This window comes from Nonomuraea sp. NPDC050153 (genome assembly GCF_044460125.1).
Taxonomy (GTDB): domain Bacteria; phylum Actinomycetota; class Actinomycetes; order Streptosporangiales; family Streptosporangiaceae; genus Nonomuraea.
Genome location: NZ_JBITJQ010000004.1, coordinates 334,477 through 354,143 on the forward strand (window position 1 = coordinate 334,477; position 19,667 = coordinate 354,143).

Annotated in this window: 22 protein-coding genes; 12 read left to right on the forward strand and 10 right to left on the reverse strand. The window is 71.7% G+C overall.

Annotated elements, in window-relative coordinates:
- Nucleotides 1-153 precede the first annotated feature (153 nt).
- Nucleotides 154-723: a hypothetical protein gene (locus tag ACIBQ1_RS13580; RefSeq protein WP_397277223.1), complete on the forward strand. Its 570-nt coding sequence runs from the start codon at nt 154-156 to the stop codon at nt 721-723.
- Here the strand turns inward: ACIBQ1_RS13580 and ACIBQ1_RS13585 are convergent.
- On the reverse strand, nt 716-1,519 hold the full coding sequence (locus ACIBQ1_RS13585) for a lysophospholipase (protein WP_397277670.1): 804 nt from the start codon (nt 1,517-1,519) through the stop codon (nt 716-718). The two genes, ACIBQ1_RS13580 and ACIBQ1_RS13585, sit on opposite strands and share 8 nt — an antisense overlap.
- A 94-nt stretch (nt 1,520-1,613) precedes the next feature.
- Between ACIBQ1_RS13585 and ACIBQ1_RS13590 the strand changes: the two genes are divergently transcribed.
- Genes ACIBQ1_RS13590 through ACIBQ1_RS13605 form a run of 4 tightly spaced genes read left to right on the forward strand, consistent with a single transcriptional unit; the run spans nt 1,614 to nt 3,755 of the window.
- Complete coding sequence (locus ACIBQ1_RS13590; protein ID WP_397277225.1) at nt 1,614-2,102, forward strand: methylated-DNA--[protein]-cysteine S-methyltransferase; 489 nt, start codon at nt 1,614-1,616, stop codon at nt 2,100-2,102.
- Entirely contained in the window at nt 2,099-2,812 is a 714-nt protein-coding gene (locus ACIBQ1_RS13595; protein ID WP_397277226.1) for a 2OG-Fe(II) oxygenase, read from the forward strand. Before ACIBQ1_RS13590 ends, ACIBQ1_RS13595 begins: the two co-directional genes overlap by 4 nt.
- Nucleotides 2,809-3,066, forward strand: a complete 258-nt coding sequence (locus tag ACIBQ1_RS13600; RefSeq protein ID WP_397277227.1) for an Ada metal-binding domain-containing protein — start codon at nt 2,809-2,811, stop codon at nt 3,064-3,066. Before ACIBQ1_RS13595 ends, ACIBQ1_RS13600 begins: the two co-directional genes overlap by 4 nt.
- A gap of 11 nt (nt 3,067-3,077) precedes the next feature.
- Entirely contained in the window at nt 3,078-3,755 is a 678-nt protein-coding gene (locus tag ACIBQ1_RS13605) for an alpha-ketoglutarate-dependent dioxygenase AlkB family protein (protein ID WP_397277671.1), read from the forward strand.
- Here the strand turns inward: ACIBQ1_RS13605 and ACIBQ1_RS13610 are convergent.
- From ACIBQ1_RS13610 to ACIBQ1_RS13625, 4 genes are all read right to left on the reverse strand, one after another.
- Entirely contained in the window at nt 3,739-4,416 is a 678-nt protein-coding gene (locus tag ACIBQ1_RS13610) for a helix-turn-helix domain-containing protein (RefSeq protein ID WP_397277228.1), read from the reverse strand. The genes ACIBQ1_RS13605 and ACIBQ1_RS13610 overlap by 17 nt on opposite strands.
- Nucleotides 4,417-4,681: 265 nt before the next feature.
- Nucleotides 4,682-6,316 (reverse strand): protein kinase, encoded by a 1,635-nt coding sequence (locus ACIBQ1_RS13615; protein ID WP_397277229.1) that lies wholly within the window; start codon nt 6,314-6,316, stop codon nt 4,682-4,684.
- A gap of 58 nt (nt 6,317-6,374) precedes the next feature.
- Nucleotides 6,375-7,178 carry an alpha/beta fold hydrolase gene (locus tag ACIBQ1_RS13620; RefSeq protein WP_397277230.1) on the reverse strand — a complete coding sequence of 268 codons (804 nt, stop codon included), beginning with the start codon at nt 7,176-7,178 and terminating at the stop codon, nt 6,375-6,377.
- Nucleotides 7,179-7,209: 31 nt separating this feature from the next.
- A complete protein-coding gene (locus tag ACIBQ1_RS13625) occupies nt 7,210-7,656 on the reverse strand; it encodes a MarR family winged helix-turn-helix transcriptional regulator (protein ID WP_397277231.1) in 447 nt (148 codons plus the stop codon).
- Between the two features lie 41 nt (nt 7,657-7,697).
- Between ACIBQ1_RS13625 and ACIBQ1_RS13630 the strand changes: the two genes are divergently transcribed.
- Nucleotides 7,698-8,051 carry a nucleotide pyrophosphohydrolase gene (locus tag ACIBQ1_RS13630; RefSeq protein ID WP_397277233.1) on the forward strand — a complete coding sequence of 118 codons (354 nt, stop codon included), beginning with the start codon at nt 7,698-7,700 and terminating at the stop codon, nt 8,049-8,051.
- An 8-nt stretch (nt 8,052-8,059) separates the two neighbouring features.
- Here ACIBQ1_RS13630 and ACIBQ1_RS13635 read toward each other — a convergent pair whose 3' ends face one another.
- Both ACIBQ1_RS13635 and ACIBQ1_RS13640 read right to left on the reverse strand, forming a co-directional pair.
- A complete protein-coding gene (locus ACIBQ1_RS13635) occupies nt 8,060-8,575 on the reverse strand; it encodes a DUF4232 domain-containing protein (protein ID WP_397277234.1) in 516 nt (171 codons plus the stop codon).
- Nucleotides 8,576-8,688: 113 nt separating this feature from the next.
- Nucleotides 8,689-8,862 (reverse strand): hypothetical protein, encoded by a 174-nt coding sequence (locus ACIBQ1_RS13640; RefSeq protein ID WP_397277235.1) that lies wholly within the window; start codon nt 8,860-8,862, stop codon nt 8,689-8,691.
- A 12-nt stretch (nt 8,863-8,874) separates the two neighbouring features.
- On the opposite strand from ACIBQ1_RS13640, the gene ACIBQ1_RS13645 reads away from it, so the two are divergent.
- The gene (locus tag ACIBQ1_RS13645) at nt 8,875-12,030 is read left to right on the forward strand and encodes a BTAD domain-containing putative transcriptional regulator (protein WP_397277237.1); all 3,156 of its coding nucleotides are present in this window, start codon (nt 8,875-8,877) and stop codon (nt 12,028-12,030) included.
- 3 nt (nt 12,031-12,033) lie between these two features.
- On the opposite strand, the gene ACIBQ1_RS13650 is transcribed toward ACIBQ1_RS13645, so the two are convergent.
- On the reverse strand, nt 12,034-12,480 hold the full coding sequence (locus tag ACIBQ1_RS13650; RefSeq protein WP_397277239.1) for an SRPBCC domain-containing protein: 447 nt from the start codon (nt 12,478-12,480) through the stop codon (nt 12,034-12,036).
- Nucleotides 12,481-12,538: 58 nt separating this feature from the next.
- On the opposite strand from ACIBQ1_RS13650, the gene ACIBQ1_RS13655 reads away from it, so the two are divergent.
- Complete coding sequence (locus tag ACIBQ1_RS13655; RefSeq protein WP_397277240.1) at nt 12,539-13,753, forward strand: amidohydrolase family protein; 1,215 nt, start codon at nt 12,539-12,541, stop codon at nt 13,751-13,753.
- Between the two features lie 11 nt (nt 13,754-13,764).
- A complete protein-coding gene (locus ACIBQ1_RS13660) occupies nt 13,765-14,793 on the forward strand; it encodes an alpha/beta hydrolase (RefSeq protein WP_397277241.1) in 1,029 nt (342 codons plus the stop codon).
- 42 nt (nt 14,794-14,835) lie between these two features.
- Here the strand turns inward: ACIBQ1_RS13660 and ACIBQ1_RS13665 are convergent, their stop codons facing one another.
- On the reverse strand, nt 14,836-15,246 hold the full coding sequence (locus ACIBQ1_RS13665; protein ID WP_397277242.1) for a hypothetical protein: 411 nt from the start codon (nt 15,244-15,246) through the stop codon (nt 14,836-14,838).
- 76 nt (nt 15,247-15,322) lie between these two features.
- Entirely contained in the window at nt 15,323-16,333 is a 1,011-nt protein-coding gene (locus tag ACIBQ1_RS13670) for a LacI family DNA-binding transcriptional regulator (RefSeq protein ID WP_397277244.1), read from the reverse strand.
- 225 nt (nt 16,334-16,558) lie between these two features.
- On the opposite strand from ACIBQ1_RS13670, the gene ACIBQ1_RS13675 reads away from it, so the two are divergent.
- Genes ACIBQ1_RS13675 through ACIBQ1_RS13685 form a run of 3 tightly spaced genes read left to right on the forward strand, consistent with a single transcriptional unit; the run spans nt 16,559 to nt 19,634 of the window.
- Nucleotides 16,559-17,839: an extracellular solute-binding protein gene (locus ACIBQ1_RS13675; protein WP_397277245.1), complete on the forward strand. Its 1,281-nt coding sequence runs from the start codon at nt 16,559-16,561 to the stop codon at nt 17,837-17,839.
- A complete protein-coding gene (locus ACIBQ1_RS13680; RefSeq protein WP_397277246.1) occupies nt 17,836-18,795 on the forward strand; it encodes a carbohydrate ABC transporter permease in 960 nt (319 codons plus the stop codon). The genes ACIBQ1_RS13675 and ACIBQ1_RS13680 overlap by 4 nt, the downstream gene beginning before the upstream one ends.
- On the forward strand, nt 18,792-19,634 hold the full coding sequence (locus ACIBQ1_RS13685) for a carbohydrate ABC transporter permease (RefSeq protein WP_397277248.1): 843 nt from the start codon (nt 18,792-18,794) through the stop codon (nt 19,632-19,634). Before ACIBQ1_RS13680 ends, ACIBQ1_RS13685 begins: the two co-directional genes overlap by 4 nt.
- Nucleotides 19,635-19,667: the final 33 nt, after the last annotated feature.

The following is a 19,667-nucleotide window of genomic DNA, read 5'->3' on the forward strand; positions in this document are numbered from 1 at the left end:
CGGGAAAACTCATCGGCTCCGCACACGCTTGAGGGCCGGAGCCGAAGGGGATCTGCCATGGGCCTGCTCAGCGGGCTGCTCGATCGTTTCCTCGGATTGGTACTCGGCGGCCCCTGACCGGAACCTCCCGGGGTCGCCCGGAGTAGAGGTTGCGTGAAGTGGTTGATGATGGTGGCGCTGCTGGTGGTCGCCGGGTGTTCGGCCGAGGTTCCCTCCGCCCCCGAGGCGAGGGCGACCATGCCGAGCCCCGCCCCCGGGGCGCGATCGGTCCTGCCGAGCCCCGCTCCGAAGGCGCGGGAAACCATGCCGAGCCCCGCTCCCAAGGCGCGGGAAGCCATGCCGAGCCCCGGCCCGACGGCCACCAGGGCCGCGTGCAAAGGGACCTCGGTGCTGCTCGGTGAAGGGTTCCCCGAGGTGCGCGGAACGGGGCAGGGTGCGGAGCTGTGGGGGCTGCTGTTCGCCCCGGCGCCGCCGCTCGCGCGCGGCGAAGAGATCAAGATCGTGTGGCGGATGACGGGCGAAGGACCGCTGCGCGTCAGGGCGACGCTGCCCGACGGCACGCCCGCCGAGCTCGCCTGGGGGCCCGAGCAGCACGACGGGTCGAGCTGGCACAAACCCGGCCAGGAGTGGGGTACGGGGTTCGTCTTCCCGAAGCGGGGCTGCTGGAAGGTCGAGCTCACCCGTACGCGGGGCTCCGGGTACGTGTGGCTGCCGGTCAGATAGCCCGTTCGATGAACGCCGTCACGTCGTCCAGGACCTCGTCCTTGTTGGTCTCGTTGAAGACCTCGTGCCTGGCGCCCGAGTAGATCCGCTCGGTCAGGTCCGTGCCCTTGATCGCCTCGACGCCGGGGCGGCTCCCGCTCAGCGGGACGAGCTCGTCGTCGGCCCCGTGCACCCACAGCGTGGGCAGGGGCCCGAGCGTGCCGCCCGCGGCGATCGTGGCCAGCGTCGCGCCGAACGCCTCCAGCGTGGCTCGCTTGAACGGGCCGTGCCACACCAGCGGGTCGACGGCGTACGCGGCGCCCACCGAGAGGTCGCGGGAGAGCGTGGCCGGGTCGATGGGGACCTCCGGCGGCTCCTCGTAGGCCAGGAGGGTCGGGACGATCGCCCAGTCACCGATCACCGGGCCCGACAGCACGAGCGCCGCCAGGCCGTCGCCGTAGCGCTGGGCGTAGCGGGCCGCGATCATGCCGCCCATCGAGTGGCCGATCACCACGACCGGGACGCCGGGATGGTCGTCCCTGGCCTGCTCCTCGACGGTGTAGACGTCGGTCACCACGTCCTCGAAGTCCGCGATGAGCACCCGGTCGCCCGCCGACTTCCCGTGGCCCATGTGGTCGAGGCCGTAGACGGCGGCGCCGTGCCGGACGAGCCGGTCCGCGACGTACTCGTAGCGGCCGATGTGCTCGCCGTACCCGTGGATCAGGAGGGCCACGTATCGCGGCCGGTCATGGGGCCATTCGCGGACCGCGTTGCGGCCCGCGGTGCCGGTGAAGGTGTGCTCGCGCGATTCGGCCATGGTCACCGAGCGTACGCCCATGATCGCGTGATCGTCCACGCTGCGAGGTCTGAAAACCGCCGACTTCAGGGAGCCCGGCGGTGTTGAAGAAGATATGGACATCCACAGCATCATCGAGAGCCCGTTGGGCGAGATCCTGCTCGTCGGTGACGGCTCGGCGCTGACGCGCGTGTCGTTCGACGTGCGCGTGGAGGCCGGTCCGCGGTGGGAGCCGGGCGCGTTCGAAGAGGTCGAGCGGCAGTTCGCCGAGTACTTCGCCGGCGAGCGGGTCGCGTTCGACCTGCCGCTCGCCACCCGCGGCACCCCGTTCCAGGAGCGGGTGTGGGCGGCGGTGGCGGAGCTGCCGTACGGGACCACGACGACCTATGGCGCGCTCGCCGCGCGGGTCGGCGCGCCCCGTGACCGGATCCGCGCGGTCGGCGCGGCCGTCGGCGCGAACCCGCTGCTCGTCGTCCGCCCCTGCCACCGCGTCGTCGGGGCGGACGGCACGCTGACCGGGTACGCGGGCGGCATCGAGCGCAAGCACGAGCTGCTGACACTCGAAGGCGCCCTGCAGCCGCAGCTCTGGAGCACCGTCGGATGAACGCGGCGAAGCTGACGGAGGCGGTCAATATGGACTGGGCGAAGCTGACGGAGGAGGTCGACTCGTACGGGTGCGCGCTGACGCCGCCGGTGCTCACCCCCGAGGAGTGCCAGGAGATCGCCGGCCTGTACGACGAGCTCGGGCTGTTCCGGTCCACGATCGACATGGAGCGACACCGGTTCGGCGCCGGGCAGTACCGGTACTTCAGCCGGCCGTTCCCGCCGCTGGTGGAGAAGCTGCGGGCGGAGTTCTATCCGCGGCTGCTCCCGATCGCCCGCGACTGGGCGGCCCGGCTGGGCCAGCCGACGCCGTGGCCGGACGACCTCGACGAATGGCTGGACATGTGCCACAGAGCAGGGCAGACCAGGCCGACGCCCATCCTGCTGCGGTACGGGCGCGACGGCTGGAACGCGTTGCACCGCGACCTCTACGGCGATCTGGTGTTCCCGTTGCAGGTCGTGATCGGGCTGGACCGGCCGGGCGAGGACTACACCGGCGGCGAGTTCCTGCTGGTGGAGCAGCGGCCGCGGGCCCAGTCGCGGGGAACGGTGACCCTGTTGCCGCAGGGGCACGGGCTGATCTTCACCACGCGCGACCGGCCCGTGCGCTCCTCCCGGGGCTGGTCGGCCTCTCCGGTGCGGCACGGGGTGAGCACCGTCCGGTCCGGGCTGCGGCATACGCTGGGGCTCGTCTTCCACGACGCGAAATGACGTACACGCTGGTGGGGGCCAACGGCCGCCCGTATCCGAGTCCGGTGCCCGGCACGCTGGGCGGGCATCGAGGGGCTCGGCTGTACGGGCGGCTGGACTGCCCCTCGGCGCTGCGTGCCATCGCTCGCGGGGGATATATCCGGCATCGGGTCTTCTTCGCCGACGCCGGTGACGCGGTGGCGGCCGGGTATCGGCCGTGTTCGAGATGCTTGCCGGAGGCGTACCAGGTGTGGAGGGGCCGGGAGACATCGTGATTCCCTTGCCGATGCGGGAGATCGCGCCGGGCGCGGTGCACGTGCCCGGATGGCTGACGCCGGACGAGCAGCGCCACCTCGTGGAGGCGTGCCGCGCGTGGGCCACGGGACCCGTGCCGATCCGGCACACCGTGCTGCCCCGCGGCGGGGTGATGTCGGTGCGGACGGTGTGCGTGGGATGGCACTGGCAGCCGTACCGGTACACGCGCATCGCCCACGACGTGAACGGCCGGCAGGTGGCCGAGTTCCCGGCGTGGCTCGGCGAGCTGGGGCGGCGCGCCCTGGCCGACGCGTACGGGCACCCCGGCGAGACGCACGAGCCCGGCACCGCGCCGGCCGACGCGTACGGGCGCCCCGGCGACACGTACGAACCCGACACCGCCCTGATCAACTTCTACGACGGCCAGGCCAGGATGGGCATGCACCAGGACAAGGACGAGAAGTCCGACGCCCCGGTGGTGTCGCTGAGCATCGGCGACCGGTGCCTGTTCCGCTTCGGCAACACCGAGACGCGCGGCCGCCCGTACACGGACGTCGAACTCGCCTCGGGCGACCTGTTCGTGTTCGGAGGGCCGTCGCGCTTCGCCTACCACGGCGTGCCGAAGGTCTATCCGGGCACCGGCGATCCCGCCACCGGCCTGGCCTCCGGCCGCCTCAACATCACGATGCGCGTCACCGGTCTACGATGACGTAGTCGAACTCCTCGTCGGAGAGCGTGCGCCGCAGCGTCCGCAGCACCTTGGCCGGGTCGTCGTCCGGCCCCTGCGAGTAGAAGGGCCTGCCGTCGCGGCCGAACGTGATCGCCGCGTCCCCCTCCCACTTGCCCAGCACGTCGGCCGCCGGGGTGAAGTCATCGTGCGGCTCGAACCCGAGCGTGCGCGCGTAGTCGACGGACCCGAACACCAGGTGCCGGGCCAGCTCGATCGGCGCCTCCTGGTGGCCCGCGTACTCGCCGAAGAAGTACTGGCGGAAGCGCCGCAGGTCGCGGTCGTCGAGCACGTCGGGGCCGATCGCGTTCTTCGCCCCGAGGCAGTGGACGTCGGCGAGGTAGCCGGCCACCGTCATCCTGTCCCAGGTGTGCCGCCGCGCGACCAGCACGCACACCAGACCGCCCAGGCCCGAGCCGGGCGCCTCGTCCACCCAGCCGCGGGCCGGGTCGACGGTGAGCCCCTCGCTCCAGCCGGTGTTGACCCAGCACCCGACCACCTCGGGCTCGGCGGCGGGAGCCTCCGCGGCGATGGCCCGCACCAGCGGCGCCACGACGGACGGCGACACCTTCAGCGCCTTGGCGATCTCCTTCGGGGAACGGCCCTCGGCGCGCAGCTCGCGTACCCGATCCTTCAAGTCCATTCGGGCAGCTTAGCCGCCCCCGGAGGTCGTTCGGCGGGTGGCAGGCCCGGCCAGGCCGGAGTCAAAGGAACACGTACACCAGTTGGGCGCCGATCAGCGCGAACGGCGCGAGCACCCGCGGCCGGCCAGCCCGTCTGCAGGGCCAGGGCGACGAGCGCCAGGCACGACAGGGACAACCACAGCAGGAAGGCCCAGGAAGGAATCCGCACGGTTCGAGGCTAGGGATCACTTGTGCAGACAGTGCCCGCCGAATGTGGAGATACCGTCAATCTCCCCGGTGGAAGGAGGACCCGCGCGGCTCCTGGCCGGTCACGCTGCCGATGCAGCGCAGGAAACGCGTGCCGTTCTCGAACTGCGCCTGCGACGGCGGCATCACGTCCGCCATCCATCTGGCCGCGCCGATGTTCCTGGCGGTGCCGACGCGGCTGATCAGGAGCACCGCCCGGCTGCAGATCCGCTTGACCGTGGGGTGCTTGGCGAGGTCCTGCTGCACGTACGTCTCGGCGTCCGACGGGATCGGGGCGACCGCGAACGTCTCCCACACGTGCTTCTCCTCGCACCCGACCCGCCTGGCCTTCGTGTCGCCCGTGATGATGACCAGGCCGCCCCAGCACTCCGACTCCGCCACGCACGCCGCCTCACCGCCGCGCACCTTGCTCGCCGGGCAGTTCTCCGTGTACGTGTCGATCCCCTTGAACACGGTCTTCGGAGGTTCTTCCGTCTTGTCCGTGGACTGGGTGGAGGTCGTCGACGCACCGGGGGTCGCCTGCTTGGTGCCCGGCTCCTGGGTGACGTACGTGTAGACGACCACGCCGACGCCTATCGAGATCACCAGCGCCAGGGCGGCGGCGATCGCGACCAGCGCCTTCGAGGCGCCGTTCCGGGCGGGTGGCCGGGCGGGTGGCATGGTGTCCGCGCGGCTGCCCGGCGGGCCGGTGACCGGCGGGCCAGTCACCGGCGCGCCCATCATCCGCGGCGGTACCGGGTGGCTCGGATGCTGCGCCATCGGCTGGTCGATGGGCTGGGAGGGGGTGAACGGCGCGGCGTGACGTCCCGGCCCGGGGGCTCCGGGGCCGGGAACGGCGTCCCGGACCGGGGCAGGGCCGAGCGGGACGGCGGCGAGGGCGTCGCGGAACGCCTCCGCGGTGGGCGTGCGCTCGCGCGGGTCGCTCGCCAGTGCCTGGCGCAGCACGGCGTTCAGCTGGGGCGGCACACCGGGGATGTCGGGAACCGGCAGGCGGTGCAGGGCCAGGATCATCGCCAGGTTCGGCACGCCGCTCTCCGGGAAGCGCGGCGGGCGGCCGTTCAGGAGGGCGTAGACGGTGGCGGCCAGCGCGTACACGTCACCGGCGGGCGTCGGCTCGGCCAGCTCGAACGCCTCGGGCGGGGCGTACGAGGGCGTCAGCGACTCGCGCGTCACCGAGGCCTCGGGCCCGGACGCGGGCATGGTGGCCAGGCCGAAGTCCGACAGCGCCACCTGGCCGTACCGGTTGACCAGGATGTTGCCCGGTTTCACGTCCCGGTGCAGCACGCCCTGCGCGTGCGCGGCGGCCAGCGCGTCGGCGATCCGCACACCCACGTCACGCGCCTCGACCGGCGGCAGCCTCCGCCCGGACAGCGACCCGCCCGGACACAGCTCCAGCACCATGTACGGCCGCCCGTCGGGCAACAGCCCCGCGTCATAGACGGCCACCACGTGCGGATGGGCGGACAGCGCCCCGGCGGCCGTGACCTCGCGCAGGAACCGGCGCCGGTCGCGCTCGGACAGCAGCACCCGGTTGTCGACCTTGAGCGCGACCTCGCGGCCCACGGCCGACTGCAGGGCGAGGTAGACGACACCGAAGCCGCCCTGGCCGAGAACACCCTTGATCTCGTAGCCAGAAACCGATAATTCGGACACGCGCGGAAGCGTACCGGTTCGGAGTGACACCCACCGGAAGAGAGTCCGGTCGGAAGGGTCAGCCGGCGGTCCGGAGCACCTCGCGGAGCCGGGCCGCGTACGCCCGGGGATGGCTGGTGTTGCCGTTGTGCCCGCCGGGGAACTCCACCAGCTCCGTGCCCAGCAGCCGCGCCAGCTCGGCCGCGCAGCGCCGGTCGAAGACGTGGTGCGGGGTGGTGTGTCCGGCCGCGGGCAGGATGCGGGTGCGGCACCCGCTCAGGTCGAGGTCGTCCGCCACGACGGCCGTGAAGTCGTGGCGGATGAAGAAGTCGAAGTTCGCCTGCCGCCGCGGCGTGACGGGCTGCGGGGTCAGGCCGGTCTCGGCGTCCTCGGTGATGCCGAGCCCCCGCTTCACCTGGCCGATCGCGGCGGGCAGGCCCCCTTCGCGGTAGAGCGCCTGGAGCTCGGTCAGCTCCTCGCGGTGCCCGGCCCGTTCGGCCTCGGGCAGCAGCCACGGCGAGACGGGCTCGTGCGCGATGAGCAGGCCGAGCTGCTCGGGGTGCTCGACGGCCAGGTGGAGCCCGATGGAGGCGCCCAGGCTCTGCCCCAGCATGATCACGGGCTGGTCGGTGAGGTGCGCGAGCAGCCGGTGCACGTCGTCGGCATGCTCCCGCACGCTCACGCCGGCGTCGGGGACCGTGCTGCGGCTGAGCCCGCGCCGGTCGTACGTGATCACCGCGTACGCGTCCACCAGCCGGTCGACCAGGTCGACGGTGCGGCCCGCGTCTCCCTCGCCGCTCTGCGAGATCAGCAGGAACGGGCCTGTGCCGCGCACCTCGTAGTAGAGGTCGGCACCCGGCATGCGCAAGACGTCAGCGTTCATGCCTCCAAGATAATCCATCAAATCTGATACATCAAGTTCGATGTATTGTGCCGGGGATCAGCCTGGCGGCCAGCTCCTCCAGGACCGCCACGGTCTCGGCCACCCGCCGCGGGTCGTCCGTGCCCAGCGCGGCGCCCAGCGCGGCGTCGATCGGGGTGTCCCTGACCTGCGTCACCCGCTCGGACACCGCGGGCGCCTCGCGGATGATCGTGCGCCGCCGGTCCGCGGGGTCCGTCTCGGCGATCACCGCGCCCGCGGTCCGCAACCGCGCGATGGCCGCCGACACGGCGCTCTGCGGCAGCCCGGTGCGGGAGGCGATCTCGCCCACCGTCGTGTCGGGGTGTCCGCGCAGGTCGCTCACCACGATCAGCACCGTGCGCAGGCTCGTGGAATGCTCGCCGATGCCCTCGCTCGGCATGGCCTCCTCGCCGATCTTCATCAGCGTCCGGCCCAACAGGAACAGCTCGACCCCATTCACGACCAGCAACATACCGGCGGGGATGGGTAAGGTCGTGCGACGTGACGACGGAGTTGGAACGCCTTGCCGAGCGCCTGCGCGAGTTCGCCAGGGTCAGGGACTGGGAGCAGTTCCACACCCCCAAGAACCTGGCGATGGCGCTGGCGGGCGAGGTCGGGGAGCTGGTGGCGGAGTTCCAGTGGCTCACCGCCGACGAGTCCATGAAGCCCGATCCCGACATGCTCGCCCGGATGCGCACCGAGCTGGGCGACGTGACCCTCTACCTGATCCGGCTGGCCGACGTGCTGGGCGTGGACCTGGTGGAGGCGGCCCGGGCCAAGCTGGACGACAACGACCGCCGCTACGACGCCGACCGCTACCGCGGATCGGCCAGGAAGGCCCCGCCCTCCGGCTGACAGGCGTGTCAGGGGTGCGTCCCCGGGACGAACGGCCTGATGTCGATCCGGCCGTCGTCGCAGGCCATCGCCTTGAACGGGATCTCCAGGTGGGCCGTCTCGTCCGGAGGGATGATCATCAGGCGGGCCGACGTCGGGCAGCGCTTCTCGGTTCCGGTCTGCACCATCACCCAGTGCAGCCGGGCGTAGGCGGAGGCCTTCGGCGCCAGCACCACCCGGCGGGGCTGGACGTTCTCCCTGCGCACCCGGGTCCGCAGGGCGTCGCCGTTGCCGTCGAACATGACGAGCCCGGCGAAGCCGTACACCCAGCAGGTCCGGGTGGAGGTGTTGGTCAGCACCAGCGGCGCGTACACGTTTCCCGCCCCCGGGTCCGGCCGCCCGAGGCGCGCCGCGAGGGCGTCGGTACGGCAGCGCCCGGCCGCCGCCTGCGCCGCGGCTTCGCCGGATGGGAGGAGGCCGGATGTGACCGAGGCCAGCAGTACGCCCGCCAGCAGCGCCGACCCGGCGCGCTTGAATCGCTTCATGCACCGTTGGATGCGCCTGGCGCCCGTTTCGTTGAGATTTGTGTCAGGTGGTGTTCCCGGGCAGGAGGCCCTGACGAACGTGCGCCGATACGGCGTGAGTCGCGGTACGAGGGTCACGATGCCGGGTCGTGGCGCCTGAGGATCGCGAGCGTGAGGGCGGCCAGGCCGACGAAGATGATCGCGCTGATCGCCGCCACCGTGTTGAGCCCCGCGGTGAACGCGGCCCGCGCCAGGTCCCGTGCGGTAAGGGGCTTCTGATGTTCTTTCGCGGGCTTAAGGCCGCACATAAGGTGACGAGCATGCGTTTTGGGGTGCTGGGTCCGCTGGCCGTGTGGACGGACTCCGGCGAGAGTGTCACGGTTCCCGGGCTCAAGGTACGGGCGCTGCTCGTGGACCTGCTCGTCCACGAGGGCCACCCCGTGTCCGTGGACCGGCTGGTCGACGACCTGTGGGGCACGCAGCCGCCGGGCAATCCAGCCGGGGCGCTGCAGGTGCGCATCTCGCAGCTGCGCAAGGCGTTCGAGGACGCCGAGCCCGGCGGCAAGAACCTCGTCGTCTCCCGCGCCCCCGGCTACCTGCTGCGTCACGAGGACGGCGCCGTGGACGCGGCGCGCTTCGCCGACCTGCTGGGCCGGGCGGAGGCCGCCGGCAGCCCGCGTACCAGGGCCGGGCTGCTGGCCGACGCGCTGGCGCTGTGGCGGGGCCCCGCGTACGCCGACTTCGCCGACGAGGAGTACACCAGGTCGGCCATCCTGCGCCTGGAGGAGCAGCGGCTGTCCGCGCTTGAGCAGCACGCCGAGGCGCGGCTGGAGCTGGGCGAGCACGGCCTGCTCGTGGGCGAGCTGGGCGACCTGGTGGCCAGGCATCCGCTCAGGGAACGGCTGCGCTCCGTCCACATGCGGGCCCTCTACCGCGCGGGACGCCAGAGCGAGGCGCTGGCCTCGTACGGCGAGCTGCGGGAGCGGCTGGCCGACGAGCTCGGCCTCGACCCGGGACCCGAGCTGGTCGCCCTGCATCAGGCGATACTCGGGCAGGACCCGGCCCTCAGCGTGCCCGCGGACCGCCCCGTCACGAACCTGCCCGCCTCCGTCAGCAAGCTCATCGGCCGGGACGAGGCGCTGGCCGAGGTGTGCGCGCTGGTGGGCGACGAGCGGCTGGTGACGCTCACCGGCAGCGGCGGGGTCGGCAAGACCCGGCTGGCGATGGAGGCCGCGAACCGGCTGGTCGACGGGTTCGCGGACGGGGCCTGGCTGGTCGCGCTGGACCAGGCGTCCCGCTCCCCCGCCGAAGCCGTGCTGGCGGCCCTGGACATCCGCGAGGACGCCGGCGCGACCCCGGCGGAACCGGCCGCCCAGGGAGACCGCGCGCTGGGGCGGCAGCTCGGCGCGGCGCTCAGGGCCAGGCGGATGCTGCTGGTCCTGGACAACTGCGAGCACGTGGTCGAGCAGGTCGCCGAGCTGGCCGAGGCGCTCCTGCGGGCCTGCCCGGACCTGCGGATCCTGGCCACGAGCAGGGAGCCGCTGGCCGTGGCCGGCGAGGTGCTGTGGAGCGTGCCGCCGCTCGACGTGCCGGGCAGTGCGGACCTGGCGGTCATGGCGCGTTCGGACGCGGTCAGGCTGTTCGTGACCAGGGCCGCGGCCTCCGCCCGCGGGTTCGCGCTCGACGCCCGCAACGCGCCGGCCGTGGCGCAGCTCTGTCGGCGGCTCGACGGCATCCCGCTGGCGCTGGAGCTGGCCGCGACCCGGGTGCGGGCGCTGGGCGTCCAGGGCGTGGTGGCCAGGCTGGACGACCGGTTCCGGCTGCTGGCCTCGGGGCAGCGGGGCGCGCCGGCCCGCCAGCAGACGCTCACCGCGGTGATCGACTGGAGCTGGGACCTGCTGTCCGACGAGGAGCGCCGTGTCCTGCGCCGCCTGGCCGTGCACGCCGACGGTTGCACGCTGGAGGCCGCCGAATCCGTCTGCGACGCCGCCGAGCTCGACGTGCTCGACCTGCTGGCCCGCCTGGTCGACCGCTCGCTCGTGGTCGTCGTCGAGTCCCCCGCGGGCGTCCGTTACCGGCTGCTGGAGTCGGTGTCCGAGTATTGCCGGGCCAAGCTGTCCGACGCGGGCGAGCTCGACCGGGTACGCCTCGCGCACCTGCGCCACTACCTGGCCCTGGCCGTACAGGCCGAGCCTGAGCTGTACGGGCACGACCAGCGGGACTGGCTGCTGCGCCTGGACGCGGAGGCCGCCAACATGCGGGCGGCGCTCGACACGGCGGTCGCCCGGAAGGACGCCGGCTCGGCGGCCCGGCTGGTTAACGCGCTGGCCTGGTACTGGTTCCTGCGCGGCCGGCTGGCCGAGGGCCGGCGGTCGCTGGCGGCGGCCCTGTCTGTCGGCGGAGACGCGTCCCCCGACCTGGCCAGGGCGGCGGCCTGGGAGGCCGGGTTCGCGCTCATGGTGGGCGAGGAGGCCCGCTGGGAACCCGTGCTGGCGGCGGTCGAGGACCCGGGCGAGCGGGCCAGGGCCGAGTTGTTCGTGAGCATGCACGTCAAGGACATGCCGACCGCGCAGGAGCTGGTGAGCCGGGCGCTGGCCACGTTCAGGGCGACCGGAGACCGGTGGGGCGTCGCGGCAGCGCTCGCCAGGCAGGCCAGGGACGCGTTCACGACGCGGGACATCGAGGCGCTCGAACGGATCGGCGAGGAGAGCGCGCGGCTGTTCACCGAGCTGGGCGACCGGTGGGGGCTGCTGCAGGCCACGGCGTGGCTGGCGGCGCTGGCCGAGATGGCGACCGACGCGGAGCGGGCCACCCGGCTGTTCGGCGAGGGGCTGCGGATGGCCGAGGACCTGGGGCTGTGGCCGGAGGTCTCCACGCGCATCGCCTGGCTGGGCTGGATCGCGTTGATGAGCGGCGACTACGACCGCGCCATGGAGTTCTGCGAGCGGGCCATGAAGCTGGCGCAGAGTCAGGGCTACATGGAGGGCGTCACGATGGGCGAGATGGGCCTCGGCTTCGCCGCCCGCCGGGCCGGGCTGTTGGACCTGGCCGAGACGCACCTGCGCCGGCTGCTCGAAGGGGTGCCGCGCGACCCGGCCGTCGAGCCGCCGCTGCACCTGCCGGACACGCTGGTCGAGCTGGGCTATCTCACCGAGCTGCGCGGGGACCCGGCCGCGGCCATGGAGCTGCACGTGGAGGCGCTGGCCGCGGCCCGCAGGATGGGCGACGTCAGGACGATGGCCTTCGCCGTGGAGGGCGCGGCCTCGGCCGCGGGGCCGACCGAGAAGGCGGCCGTCCTGCTGGGGCTGGCGGCCGCGGCCAGGGAGCGGAACCAGACCCCCGCGGGGGCGGCCGAACGGGCCGACGTCGAGCGGGCGGCGGCGAGGGTACGCGACGCGCTCGGGGAGGACGCCTTCGCGGCCGCGTACCGGGAAGGCGCCGCACTCAAGCTCGACCAGGCCGCCGACCTGCTCTGAGAGCTAGGCAAGGTGCTCGGCGAGCCGGTCGAAGAACTCGGTCCAGCCCGCCTTGGCCTGCTCGGCGTGCGCGGGGTCGGTGTTGACGCCGTACTGGTGGAAGCGCATCCCCGTCTTGCCGTCCGCCTCGGAGAAGTCGATGGTGACCACCGACGCCGGTCCTTCGCCCGGGTTGTCCGGGTCGCCCGTGGTGAACACCAGCCGCTCCGGCTCGGCCACCTCGCGGTAGGTGCCGTCCAGCGTCGCCTCGAACCCCTCCTCGCCCACCAGCGTGGCCCGCCAGATCCCGCCGGGGCGGGTGTCCAGGGTGATCCGGCCGACCGGCGCGGTGAGCATCCGCGGCCCGAACCACCGCGAGAAGCGCTCCGGCTCGGTCCAGGCGGCCCACACCAGCTCGCGGGGGGCGTCGAAGTGGCGGGTGATCTCGTACTCTGCGGTCTGCGGTGTCATGTCCCCAGAGTGCGGGGACGGGCTTTAGATCCGCTTCTCGTGGTCTTAAGGTCGGTGCATGAGGATCATTCGCGCGGCCAGAGTGCTCACGGGGCGTCCCGGCGAGGTGGTCGCCGACGGCGAGGTCCTCATCGACGGCGACAGGATCGTCTCCGTGGGGCCGCGCGGCAGCGCGGGCGAGGCCGCCGAAGTCCTCGACCTGCCGGGCCACACGGTGCTGCCGGGGCTGATCGACGCGCACGTGCACCTGGGGTTCGACGCCAAGGTCGACCCGGTGACGCGGCGCGGCTCCGAGAGCGACCACCACCTGCTGTTACGCATGGCCGAGAACGCCCGCAAGCTCGTCTCCGCCGGCGTCACCACCGCCCGCGACCTGGGCTCGCGCGGCTTCCTCGACCTGGCCCTGCGCGACGCGATCGAGGAGGGCCTGGCCGTCGGCCCGCACATCGTGGCCGCCACCAGGCCCATCACGATCACCGGCGGCCACTGCTGGTACATGGGCGGCGAGGCCGACGACGAGCCCGCCATCCGCCGCGTCGCCAGGGAGAACCTCCGGGCGGGCGCCGACTGCCTGAAGGTGATGGCCTCCGGCGGCCTGATGACGCCGGGCGCGCCGCCGAGCTGGGTGCCGCAGTACGGCACCGAGCAGATCAGGGCCGTCGTGGAGGAGGCCGCCTCGCGCGGCAAGGGCGTCGCCGCGCACGCTCACGCGCACGCCTCGATCCGCAGCTCCGTCGAGGCGGGCGTCACGACCGTGGAGCACTGCACGTTCTTCGGCCCGTCAGGGCACGAGTACGACGCCGGGCTGGCCGACTTCGTCGCGGCCAGCGGCACGTACGTGTGCCCCACCGTGCACGGCGTGTTCTGGCGGATGCGCGAGCTCCACGGCCCCAAGATGATCGACGCCTGGCTGCACGGCGTGGCCGCCATGCGGGAGGCCGGAATCCGGCTCATCGCGGGGACCGACGCCGGGTTCGTCAACGGCGGCATAGCCAACGAGACCGACGGGTACATCGGGGGCCTGGAGGTGTTCGCGCAGGCCGGGTTCGGCCACGCGGAGATCATCGAGATGGCCACCGTGCGCGCCGCCGACGCCTGCGGGGTGGGCGGGGTGACCGGCAGTCTGGAGGCGGGCAAGCGCGCAGACCTCATCGCGGTCAAGGGCGATCCGCTCGAACGCCTCTCCGACCTGCGCAACCTCACGCTCGTCCTGGTGTCCGGGCGCTCCGTCACGCAGACGGGCGTGGACACGGTGACCTCGTCCGCCGGCTGAGAGGATTCGTCATGCTGCCCTGGTCCGCCGAACTGGCCGGCCGCCTCGACCACGACGTCATCGACAGCGCCCTGCTGCGCGGCAACCCCCTGGGCGACCCGCACGAGCGCCCGGTGATGGTGTACGTCCCGCCGGGCTACGACGACGACCCCTCCCGCCGCTACCCCTCGATCTACGTGCTGCTCGGCTACACCGGTCACGTCGCCATGTGGCTCAACCGGGCGCCGTTCCGGCAGCCGTACCCGGAGCTGGCGGACGCCGTCTTCGCCTCCGGGGAGGCGCTGCCCGCGATCGTCGTGTACGTGGACGCGTGGACCTCGCTCGGCGGCAGCCAGTTCCTCGACTCCCCCGGCACCGGGCGCTACCACTCCTACCTGCGCGACGAGGTCGTGCCGTGGGTGGACGCCCGCTACCGCACGATCGCCGACCGCGACCACCGGGCGGTGACCGGCAAGTCGAGCGGCGGCTACGGGGCCATGGTGACCGCCATGCTGGCGCCCGACGTGTTCGGGGCGCTGGCCACGCACGCCGGTGACGCGTTGTTCGAGGTGTGCTCGCGCAGGTCGTTCCCCCAGGTGGCGCGCCGGCTGCGCGACATGTACGACGGCTCGTACGACAAGTTCCTCGCCGACTTCCGCGGCCGCCTGGCCGGGACGAAGGAAGGGGATCTGGAGCTGCTGGAGATGTACGCGTACTCGGCCGCCTACTCCGCCGAGCCCGACGGCACCGTACGCGTGCCCTTCGACGACACGGGCGCCGTCGTGCCGGAGGTGTGGGAGCGCTGGCTGTCCTGGGATCCCGTGATGATGGCCCCGCGGCACGCCGAAGCGCTGTGCTCGATGCGGGCGATCTGGGTGGACGCCGGGAGCAAGGACGAGTTCTTCCTGGACTTCGGGGCCGTGGCGTTCCGGCGGGCGCTGGAGGCGGCGGGCGTCAAGGACGAGAACGTCTATTTCGAGCTCTTCGACGCCGGCCACGGCGCCATCGAGTACCGCTACCCGCTCGCCCTGGCCTGGTTGTCGCGCCGCCTGACCCCCTGACCTACGACCGGAGACTGCTTTCGTCAGGGTCGCGGGCCGCCCTTACGCCGGGCTGCCTGAGAACCAGTCCCTGACCTCGGGCCGGACCAGATTCGTGATCACCAGAAAACTCAGGACCAGCGGAATGGTCCCCGTCGGCTGGAACGAGCCCTCGACCAGGCCGGAGACCAGGCTGACGAGTGCCCCGACGCCGGTGAAACCCTCGATGACGAGGGTCGTGACCCGGACCCAGGGCAGGCCGCGGTACAGGAGGACGGCGCAGGCCAGCAGGGCGACCGCCGCGGCGACGGACACCAAGGCGAGCGTGATCAGCAGGCCGGCGCCCCCGGTCATGTCCGAGCCGTTGACGAGGGCCATCACGAATATGCCACCGAGGAGGCCGAGCACGCCCTGCACGATCATGATGCCCCTGGACTGCCAGAGGTTGCGCGGTACGGGCTGGCGGTCGGCCATCGTTTCCCCTTCGTGTGATGACTGCATGGCAACGCAGCGTAGGGGGACCGGTCCCGCCAACGGGGCCCCGGCCCGCCTACTCGTGGCGGGCCGTGCTGTCTCGGACGATGAGCTCGGTCGCCAGTTCGACCCGTTTCGTCTCCGGGACCTCGCCGCGCCCCATCGCCAGAACCGTGCGCGTGGCCAGGGCCGCCATCTCCTGCAGCGGTTGCCGTACCGTGGTCAACGGCGGCCAGGCCGACTTCGACAGGGGCAGGTCGTCGAAGCCCACCACGCTCAGGTCCTCGGGGACGCGAAGGCCCCGCTGGCGGGCCGCTTCGAAGACGCCGAAGGCCATCAGGTCGCTGCCCGCGAAGATCGCCGTCGGGGGTTCGTCCAGGGAGAGCAGGGCGTGGCCCTCGTCGTGGCCCGACTCGACCAGGAACGTGCCGCGGCGGATCAGCTCGGGCGCGATCGGCACCCCGGCCGTCTCCAGGGCGGCGCGGTAGCCGTCCACGCGGGCCTGGCTGCACAGCATGTCCGTGGGGCCGCTGATCATGCCGATGCGCCGGTGCCCGAGTTCGAGCAGGTGGCGGGTGGCGGCCAGGCCGCCGTTCCAGTTGGTGGCCCCGACCGAGACGACGCCGGGGGCGGGCTCGCCCTCCGGGTCGACCACCGCGAACGGGAGCGAGCGCGCGCTGAGCTGGGCCTGGATGCCGGTGGACAGGCGCGAGGCGACGATGACCACACCGTCGGTACGGCGGGCGGCCAGGCGTTCGAGCCAGTCGCGGCCCGGTCCGGCATGGGTGTGCAGGACGGAGATGACCACGCTGGCCCCGGCCTCGTGGGCCGCGCCCTCCGCACCGCGCACGATCTCCATGGCCCATGGCGACTCGATCTCGGCGAAGACCAGGTCGACCAGGCCGGCCGGGGTGTCGTCCTGGCTGATGCGCCGCTGGTAGCCGTGTTCCTGAAGGAGTCGTTCGACTCGATGGCGGGTCGCCGGAGCGACCTCTGGACGTCCGTTGATGACCTTGGACACCGTCGGAATGGAGACCCCGGCCTCCTCCGCGATCAGTGCGATCGTCACCCGCCGCTTTCCTGACACGTTCGGGAGTGTAGCCGAAAGTTTCGGTTTGGGATCGCTCCCACCCGAGGTGTTGACGCTTTGTGCGGCACCTACCTACGATCCAGGCAGCGAAACTATCGGGGTGGTAACGAAACTTTCGCCCGGTGCGCCGCACCGTGCCCCATGAGTCACGCTGCGTCCCGCAAATCACGTGCAGGGGTCCGTACGGCAGGCCGAGCCAGTCTGAGTGGAAGGGACCCCTGGATGAAACGCAGTCTGGTGTTGATCGCGACCGCAGTGCTCATAACCGGCTGCGGCGGGGGCGGGGGCGGCAGCACGGCCCCGCAGCAGGGCGGCTCGCCCGCCAAGGTCACCCTCGAATGGTGGCACCTGTCGACCGCCGATCCGCTCAAGACCCTCTGGGCGCAGCGGGCCAAGGAGTTCGAGGCCAAGCATCCCAACGTCACGATCAAGGCGACCGTCCTGGAGAACGAGGCGTACAAGGCCAAGCTGACCACGATCACGCAGTCGGGCAAGGCCCCCGACCTGTTCGCCACGTGGGGCGGCGGGGTGCTCAGGCAGCAGATCGACGCCGGGCTGGTCAAGGACATCTCCTCCGACGTCGCCGACGTCCTGCCCACCTTCACGCCGGCCGCGCTGAGCGCGTACCAGTTCGACGGCAAGACGTACGGGCTCCCGACCGACATCGGCCTGGTCGGCTTCTGGTACAACAAGAAGCTCTTCCAGAAGGCCGGCATCGCGCAGCCGCCCGCCACCTGGTCGGCATTCCTTGAGGACGTCAAGAAGCTCAAGGCGGCGGGCGTCACCCCGATCGCCCTGGCCGGCAAGGAGAAGTGGCCGGGCCACTACTACTGGGCCTATCTCGCCATGCGCATCGCCGGCCTCGACGCGCTCAAGCAGGCGGCCGCCGACCACGACTTCACCAAGCCCGACTTCGTGGCCGCCGGGCAGCAGGTCAAGGCGCTGGCGGACCTGCAGCCGTTCCAGAAGGGCTTCCTCGGCGCGGCGTACTCGACCCCGGACGGCCAGGCGGCCACCATGTCGAACGGCAAGGCCGGCATGGAGCTGATGGGCCAGTGGGCGCCCGCCGTGCAGAAGGACTCCGGCAAGGGGCTCGGCGACGACCTGGGCTTCTTCCCCTTCCCCGCGGTCGAGGGCGGCAAGGGCTCGGCCACCGACGCGTTCGGCGGTGGCGGCGGCCTGGCCGTGGGCGCGGACGCCCCCGCGGAGGCCGTGGAGTTCGTGAAGTTCATGACCGAGATGGACAACCACGCCAAGGCCGTGGAGTCCGGCGGCGTGCTGCCGGTGCTCAAGGGCGAGGAGAGCGCGGTCAAGGACCCCAACCTCAAGCAGGTGGCGACCCAGCTGGCCGCGGCCGGCGGCTACCAGCTCTACCTCGACCAGGCCTACCCGCCCGCCGTCGGCCAGCAGGTCAACGACAGCGTCGCCGAACTCATCGCCGGCACGAAGACACCGGAGGAAGTCGGCGAGGCCATCACCGAAGTGGCCAAGAGCGAAGGATGACGACCCTCGTCAAAGGGCCGGAGGCGGTCACGCTTCCGGCCCCCTCCCCTGCCGCCAGGCGGCGCGGCCGCTGGGTGACCATCGCCCTGTTCCTGCTGCCCGCCCTGGCCCTGTTCCTCTTCCTGGTCGTCGCGCCCATCCTCGTGGCGTTCTACGCCAGCCTGTTCCGGTGGAACGGGTTCGGCGGACTGCCGACCAACTTCATCGGGCTCGACAACTTCACCCGGCTCCTCGGCACCGAAATTTTCGGCCAGGACCTGTGGCACCTGGTGGTCCTCGTCCTGCTGTCGGTCTGTGTCCAGCTCCCGTTCTCGCTGGCCATCGCGATGCTGCTGAACCAGCGCATCCGCGGGCGGGCGCTGTACCGGGTGGTGTTCTTCGCGCCGTACGTGCTCTCCGAGGTCATCACGGGCGTGCTGTTCTCGCTGATCCTCTCGCCCGAGTCGGGCATGGCGAACCAGCTCCTGTCGGTGTTCGGGCTCGACTCGGAGTGGCTGGCCGACCCCGACACCGTGATGCCGTCGCTCTTCCTGGTCATGACCTGGAAATATTTCGGCTTCCACATGATGATCTATCTCGCGGGACGGCAAGGCATTCCGAACGAGCTCATCGAGGCCGCCCAGATCGACGGGGCCACGAGCTGGAAGACGTTCAGGCACATCACGCTGCCGCTGCTCGGGCCGACGATCCGGATCAGCGTCTTCCTGTCCGTCATCTACACGATCCAGCTCTTCGACCTGGTGTGGATCCTCACCCAGGGCGGGCCGTCGCACTCCTCCGAGACGATGGCCGTCACCATGATGGACTGGGGCTTCAAGCGCTCCCAGGTCGGCTACGCGAGCGCGATCAGCGTCGTGATGTTCGGGCTCAGCCTCGTCTTCGCCCTCGTCTACCAGCGTTTCGTGATGCGCCGCGACCTGGAGGGCGCGACCACCTCGATGGGAGAGCGCCGATGATCCACCGGAGGAAGTCCTCGCCGCGGCGCAACACCCTGCCGCTGCACCTGATCGCGTGGATCGTCGGCCTGTTCATCATCATCCCGGTGGTGTACGCGCTGATCGGCGGCTTCAAGTCCACCAGCGAGCTGTCCACCAACCCGTTCGGCCTGCCCGCGACCTGGGCGACGGGCAACTACACCGACGTGATCGGCTCCGGCTCGTTCTGGCTGCAGCTGTGGAACAGCACGTTCATCGCGGTCCTGACGACCGTGCTGACCGTGGGGGTGTCGGCGCTGGCGGGGTTCGTCTTCGCCAGGTTCGCCTTCCGCGGCAGGGAGCTGTTCTTCACGCTGTTCACGGCCGGGCTGATGTTCCCGTTCGCGGTGGCGATCCTGCCGATCTTCGTGCTGCTGCGCTCGTTCGGCCTGCTGGGCAACCCGTTGGGCGTGATCCTCACGCAGGCGGCCTTCGGCCTGCCGCTGACGATCATCATTCTGCGCGGCTTTTTCCGGAGCATCCCGGGCGAGATCGAGGAGGCGGCCATCATCGACGGCTGCGGCCCGTTCGGGTTCTTCTGGCGGATCCTGCTGCCGATGGCCCGGCCCGCCATCGCCACCGTCTCGGTGCTGGCCATTGTGGGGAGCTGGAACAACTTCATGCTGCCGCTCGTGGTCTTCACCGAGGAGTCGAGCTGGACGCTGCCGCTGGGCATCCAGCAGTTCCAGGGCCAGTACGCCTCCGACACCGCCCGCATCCTGGCCTATCTCGTCCTGGCCATGCTGCCCGCGCTCGGCTTCTACGCCATCGCGGAACGTCACCTGGTCGGCGGCCTCACCGCGGGCGCGACGAAGGGATGACCCTGCGAACGTGACTCTCCGCACACTGTCGCT

What these genes read in the sequence shown, in the direction of transcription:
- ACIBQ1_RS13635 (WP_397277234.1), bottom strand. Translation starts at nt 8,575, where the DNA reads ATGAAGCGATTCAAGCGCGCCGGGTCGGCGCTGCTGGCGGGCGTACTG.
- ACIBQ1_RS13610 (WP_397277228.1), bottom strand. Translation starts at nt 4,416, where the DNA reads ATGGACTTGAAGGATCGGGTACGCGAGCTGCGCGCCGAGGGCCGTTCC.
- ACIBQ1_RS13590 (WP_397277225.1), top strand. Translation starts at nt 1,614, where the DNA reads ATGGACATCCACAGCATCATCGAGAGCCCGTTGGGCGAGATCCTGCTC.
- ACIBQ1_RS13620 (WP_397277230.1), bottom strand. Translation starts at nt 7,178, where the DNA reads ATGAACGCTGACGTCTTGCGCATGCCGGGTGCCGACCTCTACTACGAG.
- ACIBQ1_RS13675 (WP_397277245.1), top strand. Translation starts at nt 16,559, where the DNA reads ATGAAACGCAGTCTGGTGTTGATCGCGACCGCAGTGCTCATAACCGGC.
- ACIBQ1_RS13680 (WP_397277246.1), top strand. Translation starts at nt 17,836, where the DNA reads ATGACGACCCTCGTCAAAGGGCCGGAGGCGGTCACGCTTCCGGCCCCC.
- ACIBQ1_RS13595 (WP_397277226.1), top strand. Translation starts at nt 2,099, where the DNA reads ATGAACGCGGCGAAGCTGACGGAGGCGGTCAATATGGACTGGGCGAAG.
- ACIBQ1_RS13605 (WP_397277671.1), top strand. Translation starts at nt 3,078, where the DNA reads ATGCGGGAGATCGCGCCGGGCGCGGTGCACGTGCCCGGATGGCTGACG.
- ACIBQ1_RS13645 (WP_397277237.1), top strand. Translation starts at nt 8,875, where the DNA reads ATGCGTTTTGGGGTGCTGGGTCCGCTGGCCGTGTGGACGGACTCCGGC.
- ACIBQ1_RS13640 (WP_397277235.1), bottom strand. Translation starts at nt 8,862, where the DNA reads ATGTGCGGCCTTAAGCCCGCGAAAGAACATCAGAAGCCCCTTACCGCA.
- ACIBQ1_RS13685 (WP_397277248.1), top strand. Translation starts at nt 18,792, where the DNA reads ATGATCCACCGGAGGAAGTCCTCGCCGCGGCGCAACACCCTGCCGCTG.
- ACIBQ1_RS13665 (WP_397277242.1), bottom strand. Translation starts at nt 15,246, where the DNA reads ATGGCCGACCGCCAGCCCGTACCGCGCAACCTCTGGCAGTCCAGGGGC.
- ACIBQ1_RS13660 (WP_397277241.1), top strand. Translation starts at nt 13,765, where the DNA reads ATGCTGCCCTGGTCCGCCGAACTGGCCGGCCGCCTCGACCACGACGTC.
- ACIBQ1_RS13600 (WP_397277227.1), top strand. Translation starts at nt 2,809, where the DNA reads ATGACGTACACGCTGGTGGGGGCCAACGGCCGCCCGTATCCGAGTCCG.
- ACIBQ1_RS13650 (WP_397277239.1), bottom strand. Translation starts at nt 12,480, where the DNA reads ATGACACCGCAGACCGCAGAGTACGAGATCACCCGCCACTTCGACGCC.
- ACIBQ1_RS13585 (WP_397277670.1), bottom strand. Translation starts at nt 1,519, where the DNA reads ATGGCCGAATCGCGCGAGCACACCTTCACCGGCACCGCGGGCCGCAAC.
- ACIBQ1_RS13655 (WP_397277240.1), top strand. Translation starts at nt 12,539, where the DNA reads ATGAGGATCATTCGCGCGGCCAGAGTGCTCACGGGGCGTCCCGGCGAG.